Source organism: Nocardia sp. NPDC056564 (genome assembly GCF_042793755.1).
Classification (GTDB): domain Bacteria; phylum Actinomycetota; class Actinomycetes; order Mycobacteriales; family Mycobacteriaceae; genus Nocardia.
Genome location: NZ_JBHTUR010000030.1, coordinates 73,840 through 80,602 on the forward strand (window position 1 = coordinate 73,840; position 6,763 = coordinate 80,602).

The following is a 6,763-nucleotide window of genomic DNA, read 5'->3' on the forward strand; positions in this document are numbered from 1 at the left end:
TGGGAGCTGCGTCTGCGCCGAAACGCCGGATCATGGGCTGTTTTGCGCGATAGTCGTACCGGATGATTCGGTACGAACGAGGAGACAGCACGATGGCCGACCCGGCCGCACCCGTCGGCGCGCGTTTCGCGCGGATCGTCGCCGCCAGTGTGGCAGGCACGACGATCGAGTTCTACGACTTCTTCCTCTACGGCCTGGCCGCCGCGCTGGTCTTCGACAAGGTCTTCTTCCCGTCCGGCGACCCGCTGACCGGTGTGCTGCTGGCGATGGTCACCTACGCCGTCGGTTTCCTCGCCCGCCCGCTCGGCGGAATCCTGTTCGGCCACCTGGGCGATCGGCTCGGACGTCGCCGCACCCTCTCGATCACCCTGATCCTCATGGGCGGCGCGACCGTCGCGATCGGCCTGATCCCCGCGTACGCCACCATCGGGATCGCGGCGCCGATCCTGCTGGTGCTGCTGCGCCTGGTGCAGGGCCTCGCGCTCGGCGGTGAGTGGGGCGGCGCGGTGCTGCTGGTCGCCGAGCACGGATCGGCGGCGCACCGCGGATTCTGGAGTAGCTGGCCGCAAACGGGCGGGCCGCTGGGGAATCTGCTCGCCACGGGAGTGCTCGCGGTCCTCGGCCTCGGCGTGTCCACCGCCGAATTCCAGGACTGGGGCTGGCGAATCCCGTTCCTGCTGTCGATAGTGCTTGTCGCGGTAGGAATCTGGCTACGGCACGCCGTCGAGGAGTCGCCGATCTTCCTGGCGGCCCAGCGGAGCGGCACCCCGCACGACGGGCAGGCCCCGGTCCGAATCGTGGTGCGCCGCTACCGCAAGCAGGTGCTGCTGGCCGCGCTCGCCGACGTAGGCGAGAAGGCGACGTACTACACGTTCAGCATCTTCTTGCTCGCCTACCTGACCCAGGTCGTGCACGTGCCGAAATCGACCGCCCTGACCGCGATCACGATCGCCTCGGTGTTCCAGGCCATGGCGATCGTGCTCGGCGGCGCGCTCGGCGACCGCTACGGCCGCCGGATGTCCAGCGTGCTGCTCGCCGTCTTGATCGCGGCCTGGGCGCTCACCGCACTGCCCATGGTCGACACCGGAGGCGCGCCCCGGATCACCCTGGTCATCGCCGTCGGCCTCACCCTGCACGGTCTGCTGACCGGCGCCCAGGCCCCCTTCTTCGCCGAGCTGTTCCCCAGCGAAGTGCGCTATACCGGAGCCTCACTGGGCTATCAGCTCGCGACCATCGTCGGCGGCTCGCTGACCCCGATCATCGGTGTCGCCCTCCTGCACCGCTACCCGTCCACCGTTCCCTCACCCTGCTGCTGTGCCTCATGCTCGCCTGCACCGCGGCCGCCTTCCTCTGGGCAGGCGAAACCCGCGACCGCGACCTGCGTGATGTGGCACAGAACGTGCCGGACACCTCGTCGACCGAAACGACACCGTCCTGAACCCAGCGGGTCCAGGACGGTGTCGGGTGGTCGATCCGGTGCGGACTACGCCCGCTTGTACACGCTGGCGTCGTTGAGCATCGCCGCCCGCAGCATGGATTCCGGGACGCCCATGCCCTCGACGAGGGTGCGGGCTTCCGGGCGCAGCCGGTCGACGAGTTCGTTCACGCCGCGGCGGACCGCCTTGGCCCGCTCGACGGACATGAAGCGGTGCATGATGTACCAGTCCCGGTTTTCCTCCAGCGTGGTGTAAACGTAGAGGTCGCAGACGGTTTCGGCGAGGTCGCGGGCCTCCTGGTCCTGGATGCCCTCGATGCCCTCGATGAACGCCTCCAGCACCAGCCGGTCGATGTGGGCGGTGCCCGCGGCGAGGATGTGGTCCTGCGCGTTGTTGAACGCCTCGAACGGGGTGGTGTCCTTCGCGCGGGCCCGCAGGCGGTGCCCGGCGGTGCGCACCAGGTACTCCTCGCGGTCGGCGAAGAGTTGCAGCTGGACCGCGCGGCGGGCGAGATCGCCCTCGTCGACGGAGTCGTTGGATCCGTCGCGCAGGCGCTGGATCAGCTGACGCACCCCGGTCACCTTGCGGACCTCGTCGCCGGCCATGGTGGCGGCGAACTTGACCCAGCCGAGCGCGTCCAGGTCGCGGACCTCGTCGGAGTAGGCGGTGAGCAGTTCCTTGGCGACCAGCTGGGTGAGCACCACGTTGTCGCCCTCGAAGGTGGTGAACACGTCGGTGTCCGCCTTCAGTGTGACCAGCCGGTTCTCGGTCAGATAGCCGGCGCCGCCGCAGGCTTCGCGGCATTCCTGGATGGCGCGGGTGGCGTGCCTGGTCTGGGCCACCTTGAGGCCCGCGGCCCGCTTCTCCAGTGCCCGTTGCGAACTCGGGTTCAGGTCCTGACCGGTCTGGACCAGGTGCATCCGGCGCACGAGGTCGTTCTGCGCGAACGCCAGCGCGTAGGTCTTGGCCACGAGCGGGAGCAGCCGCCGCTGATGGCTGCGGTAGTCGAGCAGGACGGTCTCCTGCCCGCTGTCCGGATCGGAGAACTGCCTGCGCTCGAGCGCGTAGCGCAGGGCGATGCTCAACGCGACCCTGGTACCCGCGGCGGCCGCGCCGCCGACGCTGACCCGCCCGCGCACCAGGGTGCCGAGCGTGGTGAAGAAGCGACGGCTCGGGTTCTCGATCTCGGAGGTATAGGTGCCGTCCGGGGCCACATCGGCGTAGCGGTTGAGCAGGTTCTCGCGCGGAATACGGACCTGGTCGAACACGATCCGGCCGTTGTCGACCCCGGGCAGCCCGCCCTTGAGCCCGTCGTCGAAGGTGGTCACGCCGGGCAGGTCGGCGCCGCTCTCGTCGCGGATCGGCACCAGCAGGCAGTGCACGCCGCGCCCCTCGCCCTGGGTGATCAGCTGCGCGAAAACCGCGGCCATCCGCGCGTGTTCGGCGGCGCCGCCGATGTAGTCCTTGCGCGCCGAGGGCGTGGGCGAGTGGATCACGAATTCCTGCGTGTCCGGGTCATAGGTCGCGGTGGTCTCCAGGTGCGCGACATCGCTGCCGTGCCCGGACTCGGTCATCGCGAAACAGCCGAGCAGGTCGAGCGAGATGAGCCGCTTGATGTACTCGCGGTGCCGCTCGGTGCCGAGGTTCTCCACCGCGCCGCCGAACAGGCCCCACTGCACGCCGGCCTTCACCCACAGCGACAGATCCGTGTACGCGAGCATCTCCAGCCCGGTCACCGCGGCGCCCGGCTCGCTGGTGCCGCCGTTCTCCCTGCGGAAACCGCGCTCGGCGTAGCCCATGGTCGCGAGGACCCGCATCTGCTCGAGCACCCGCGCACGGGCGGCCTTGTAGTCGAGGTAGGCGTCCCCGGCGAACTTGTCATCGGCGAGTTGGATTCGGGCCTGCTCCCGGATCTCGCCCCACGGTCCGTCCAGTGCCGCGCGTAGGTGCTCCGCGGTCGTTGCGATGCCGGTTGTCATAACTCGACATTAGCCCGCGCCGCGCCGACCAAACCGTGACTGTTGACACGACATTCCGGGCGCGGCTCTTGTGGTGGATTGAACGAGTGTTTAGTATATTGAACATGTGTTTAACGAACAGCCCCTACCGCAAGGATCCGCCGCGGACCTGACCACCGCGGCCCGAATCCGCGACGCCGCGATCGAGGTCTTCGGCGACCAGGGCTTCCAGGTCGGGGTGCGCGCCATCGCGAAGGCGGCCGGCGTCTCGCCCGGTCTGGTGAATCACCACTTCGGCTCCAAGGACGGTCTGCGCGCCGCCTGTGACGAGCGGGTGCTGCAACTGATCCGGGACGAGAAGGTCAAGGCGCTCACCGCGAACAGCGTCGCGAAGGGCATGCTGGCCGCGCTCGCCGAGATCGAGGTGTACGGCCCGCTGGTCGCCTACATGGTGCGCAGCCTGCAGGCGGGCGGCCCGATGGCGCAGTCGCTGTTCGATCACATGGCCGAGGACGCCGAGGGCTACATCCAGCAGGGCGTCGAGGCGGGCACGATCAAGCCCAGCCGAGACCCCGCCGCGCGGGCCAGATACCTGATGACGCTCAACGTCGGCGCGACCCTGCTCTGGATGCAGATGCACCAGAAGCCCGGCGAAAAGCTCGATTTCCGTAAAGCGATCCGTGAGCTGACCGAGGAGCTCACGCCGCCCGCCCTGGAGTTCTACACCCAGGGCCTCCTTACCGACCCTACGCTTTTGGACACTTTCCACGAGGAGCACTGATGTCCGAGATCATTCGAATCAACGATCTCCGCAAGACATTCGGCCACGTCGCCGCACTGGACGGGCTGGATTTGACGGTCGAGGAAGGGGAGATCCACGGTTTCCTGGGGCCGAACGGCGCGGGTAAGTCCACGACGATCCGGGTGCTGCTCGGCATCCTGCGCGCCACCTCCGGCCGAGCCGAACTGTTCGGGCGCGACCCGTGGGCCGACGCGGTCGCGCTGCATCACGAACTGGCTTATGTCCCAGGCGATGTCACGCTGTGGCCGTCGCTGTCCGGTGGTGAGACCATCGACCTGCTCGCCCGCATGCGCGGCGGCATCAACGCCGAGCGCCGGGCGGAGCTGATCCAGCGTTTCGACCTGGACCCGCGCAAGAAGGCCAGGACCTACTCGAAAGGCAACCGGCAGAAGGTCGCGCTGATCTCCGCGCTCGCCTCGGACGTCAAACTGCTGCTGCTCGACGAGCCCACCTCGGGCCTGGATCCGTTGATGGAACAGGTCTTTCGGGAATGCGTCGAAGAGGCCAAGCAGCGCGGAACGACGGTGCTGCTGTCCAGTCACATCCTGTCCGAAGTAGAGGTCCTGTGTGACCGGGTGACCATCATCCGCGCCGGGCGCACCGTGGAGAGCGGCTCGCTGTCGGAGATGCGGCACCTGTCGCGCACCTCGATCACCGCCGAATTGCTCGGTGACCCAGGCGATCTCGGCCGGATCGAGGGTGTCGAGGACATCCACTGGGACGGCAAGACGCTGCGCTGCCAGGTCGAGGGCGAGCACCTCGGCGAGCTGATCCGGCTGCTCGGCGACACCGGCGTGCGCAGCCTGACCAGCGCGCCGCCCACCCTGGAAGAGTTGTTCATGCGGCACTACCACGTCGACGGCGACGCCGCGGCGCACGGGGAGAAGGTGCGGGCATGACCACTGTCACCGCGGGCAGGCCGTACGCCGCCCCGGCCGTGCGCGGCTCGGCCGACTTCGCGGGTACCGGGCAACTGTTGCGCCTGTACCTACGCCGCGATCGAATCATCTTGCCGCTCTGGGTATTCGCGTTCGGCATGCTGCCCGCGTTCTATGTCGCGAGCACCAAGAGCGTCTACGGCACGCCGGCCGACCTGGCGAACTACGCGAAGACCATCACCGACAGTCCCGCACTGGTCGCCATGTACGGCCCGGTGTTCAGCACGGACCTCGGCTCGATGGCGTTGTGGAAGGCCGGACCGTATTTCGCGATGATCGCGATCGCGACGATCCTCACCGTCATCCGGCACACCAGGGTGGAGGAGGAGACCGGGCGGGCCGAACTGATCGGCGCGACCAGCATCGGCCGCTTCGCCGGGCTGACCGCCGCGCTGCTGATGACCGCGGCGGGCTGTGTGCTCGTCGGAATACTTTCTACCGCACTGCTGTACAGCAACGACCTGCCGATCGCCGGTTCGGTGGCGTTCTCCGCCGCCCTGGCCTGCTCCGGCCTGGCCTGGGCCGGGGTCGCCGCGGTGGCCGCCCAGGTGAGCACCGGTGCGCGGATCGCGCGTGGCGTCGCGCTCGGCGCGCTGGCCGCCGCGTTCGCGGTCCGGGCCATCGGCGACGCGGGTAACGGTGTGCTGACCTGGTTTTCGCCGCTCGGCTGGTGCATTCAGATGCGGGCGTTCGCGCAGGAACGCTGGTGGGTGCTGGTTCCGCTGCTCGCGGTCGCGGTGATCGCGGTGGGTGCGGCGTACGGGTTGCTCGCGCGACGCGACACCGGGTCCGGGCTACTCGCCGAACGCCCAGGCCCGCCGACTGCCGCTCCGGGGCTGTCCGGCCCGGCCGGGCTGGCCTGGCGGCTGCAACGCGGCTCGCTGCTGGTCTGGTGCGTCGGATTCGTGCTCTACGGGTTGCTGATGGGCGGGGCGATCAAGAGCGTCGGCGACATGCTCGACAACAACTCCGCCATCAAGGACATGCTCACCCGGATGGGCGGGTCGGACATGCTGCAGGATTCGTTCGTCACCTTCGCGCTCTCGCTGCTCGCCATGGGCGCGGCCGCGTACTCGCTCTCGGCGGCGCTGCGCCTGCACGACGAGGAGGCCGGCCATCGGGCCGAGTCGACCCTGGCCGGTTCGGTCGGACGCGCGCGATACGCGTTGAGCCACATCGGTTTCGCGCTGCTCGGTCCCGCCGTGCTCCTGCTGCTGGCCGGTCTGGCGATCGGCATCGTCTACGGCGCGACCGACGGCGACCTGGCCGGCAAGCTGACCGACTCGCTCGGTGCGGCGGCCGTGCAGGTGCCCGCGGTGTGGGTGTTCACCGGCATCGCGGTGGCGATCTACGGGGTCGCGCCGCGCTTCACCCCGGTCGTCTGGGGCATTCTCAGCGTCATGCTCGTCATCTTCTTCGCGGGTTCGCTGGACGGGCTGCCGCAGTGGGTCGTCGATGTCGTGCCGTTCGTGCATCCGCCGAAGCTGCCCGGCGCGGAATTCCGGGCCGCCCCGGTGCTCTGGCTGCTGGTGATCGCCGCGGCACTGCACGCGGTCGGCATCACCGCGTTCCGCAGGCGCGATCTGCGCTGAATCGATAGCCGGCGGCCCGTGCGCGACACTGCGCACG

Annotated in this window: 4 protein-coding genes and 1 pseudogene; 4 read left to right on the plus strand and 1 reads right to left on the minus strand. The window is 69.0% G+C overall.

What is annotated here, in order from left to right:
- Positions 1-92 precede the first annotated feature (92 nt).
- Positions 93-1,199, plus strand: a pseudogene (locus tag ACFQ9K_RS42560) (MFS transporter); the annotation flags it as partial.
- Between the two features lie 284 nt (positions 1,200-1,483).
- Here the strand turns inward: ACFQ9K_RS42560 and ACFQ9K_RS42565 are convergent.
- Positions 1,484-3,403, minus strand: a complete 1,920-nt coding sequence (locus ACFQ9K_RS42565; protein ID WP_378722857.1) for an acyl-CoA dehydrogenase — start codon at positions 3,401-3,403, stop codon at positions 1,484-1,486.
- A 118-nt stretch (positions 3,404-3,521) separates the two neighbouring features.
- On the opposite strand from ACFQ9K_RS42565, the gene ACFQ9K_RS42570 reads away from it, so the two are divergent.
- The 3 genes from ACFQ9K_RS42570 to ACFQ9K_RS42580 are packed head-to-tail and all read left to right on the plus strand — an operon-like array spanning position 3,522 to position 6,726.
- The gene (locus ACFQ9K_RS42570) at positions 3,522-4,175 is read left to right on the plus strand and encodes a TetR family transcriptional regulator (RefSeq protein ID WP_378722840.1); all 654 of its coding nucleotides are present in this window, start codon (positions 3,522-3,524) and stop codon (positions 4,173-4,175) included.
- Entirely contained in the window at positions 4,175-5,095 is a 921-nt protein-coding gene (locus ACFQ9K_RS42575; protein ID WP_378722839.1) for an ATP-binding cassette domain-containing protein, read from the plus strand. Before ACFQ9K_RS42570 ends, ACFQ9K_RS42575 begins: the two co-directional genes overlap by 1 nt.
- A complete protein-coding gene (locus tag ACFQ9K_RS42580; RefSeq protein ID WP_378722837.1) occupies positions 5,092-6,726 on the plus strand; it encodes an ABC transporter permease in 1,635 nt (544 codons plus the stop codon). The genes ACFQ9K_RS42575 and ACFQ9K_RS42580 overlap by 4 nt, the downstream gene beginning before the upstream one ends.
- Positions 6,727-6,763: the final 37 nt, after the last annotated feature.